The organism is Vibrio sp. D173a, assembly GCF_030248475.1.
In genome coordinates, this window is sequence record NZ_JAHGAH010001210.1 from 1 (window position 1) to 703 (window position 703).

General features: G+C 43.8%; 2 protein-coding genes. One reads left to right on the plus strand and one right to left on the minus strand.

Annotated features, from left to right (window positions below; all coding sequences use genetic code 11):
• A partial coding sequence (locus KIV40_RS32345; RefSeq protein ID WP_285353447.1) for a DUF547 domain-containing protein occupies positions 1-407 on the plus strand: 407 nt, incomplete at its 5' end.
• Between the two features lie 84 nt (positions 408-491).
• On the opposite strand, the gene KIV40_RS32350 is transcribed toward KIV40_RS32345, so the two are convergent.
• Positions 492-703 (minus strand): DUF924 family protein (locus tag KIV40_RS32350; RefSeq protein ID WP_285353448.1); only part of this gene is annotated, 212 nt, incomplete at its 5' end.

Genomic DNA, 703 nt, shown 5'->3' on the forward strand with positions numbered 1-703 from the left:
TCAGCTTTGGGCCTTGGGGAGATGACGTGGTCACCATAGATGGTAAAACTCTAACCCTGAACGATATTGAGCACCGAATTTTACGTCCGATTTGGCAGGATCCAAGAACCCATTACGCTGTCAATTGCGCTAGCTTAGGATGCCCCAACCTTCAGGCTGAAGCCTTCACTGCAGACAACACTGAAGCACTACTTGAGCAGGCTGCTCGTGACTTTGCGAACAGTGACAAGGGGGTACTGAATCTAAACAATAAACTGCAGCTCTCGTCTATTTATGATTGGTTTATTGCCGACTTTGGTACAGAGAAGCAACTGTTTGAGCACATGAACCAATACAGAGCACAACCATTAACAAAGACTAAAAACATTGGCTATGAATACGATTGGGATTTGAATCAAGCACCATGATGAAAGGTGATTAGAAGTGAAAAAGAGCTGGCGATCGTCAGCTCTTTTATATTTGATTTAGGTCGTTGCGACTTGATATAGGAGCTAAAAGCTTGAACCCGGCTGTTGCAAGAACTCGATTTCTTGAGGCGTTGAGACACGCCCGAGTATTTCATTGCGATGCGGATAACGACCAAACTTTTCAATAATCACCTTGTGCTTCAACTCAAAATCCAAATTATGCTCTAATCCAGTTTGACTGAACAACTCGACCGCTTGTTGATGAATCACCAGAGATTCACTGTGCATGTAAGGCA